This is a genomic window from Adlercreutzia sp. ZJ154, assembly GCF_011039055.1.
Lineage (GTDB): Bacteria > Actinomycetota > Coriobacteriia > Coriobacteriales > Eggerthellaceae > Adlercreutzia_A.
In genome coordinates this window covers 1-615 of sequence record NZ_JAAKEF010000047.1, presented here as the reverse complement: position 1 = coordinate 615, position 615 = coordinate 1, and the positions used below count along the sequence as shown (strand labels likewise).

The following is a 615-nucleotide window of genomic DNA, read 5'->3' as shown; positions in this document are numbered from 1 at the left end:
TTGGCGCGACAGCTTATGGCGCACAATATCGTGGAAGTGTTCGTGCCGGATGTGGAGACCGAAGGCGCCCGCGATCTCTCCCGCGTGCTGGAAGATATCCGAGACGACCTCACGCGCGCCAAACATCGCCTGACGCATCTGCTCATCCGCTGGGGATGGGTCTGGAGCGAATGCACAGAAGAAGGCAAACGTCGCGGCACGTGGACACGCGCTCACTGGGAATGGATCAGGCACATAGAGCTTCCTGATGCAGCAGCGCAGGAATCGCTTGACTATTACATCTCCCAAGTTCGGCACATAGAAGCTCAGAAGAAGGCGATCGAGAAGAGGATCTGCCAATACACGCAGAAGCCACACTGGCATGAGCGAGTAGAGGCGCTTCGATGCATGAAGGGCATCGAGACCATGACCGCTTTTTCCTGGTGGTCGAGACGGGCGTGTTCTCACGGTTCGAAACCGCCCGCGCATTCGCCTCATGGTTAGGACTCGTCCCTTCGGAGCACTCGTCAGGTGAGCATGTGTGCCGGGGTGGCATCACCAAGGCCGGCAATTCACATCTGCGGAAGCTGCTCGTTGAGGCGAGCTGGCACTACACGCGTGCCACCAAGGAGCGGA

1 protein-coding gene and 1 pseudogene are annotated in these 615 nt (G+C 58.9%); both read left to right on the top strand.

The genetic code is table 11. The features are described from left to right. Window positions 1-483: pseudogene (locus G7Y37_RS09085) on the top strand (hypothetical protein); the annotation flags it as partial. Beyond that, the coding region (locus tag G7Y37_RS09340; RefSeq protein WP_370514616.1) for a transposase at window positions 384-615 on the top strand (232 nt) is incomplete at its 3' end. The pseudogene G7Y37_RS09085 and the gene G7Y37_RS09340, both read left to right, overlap by 100 nt.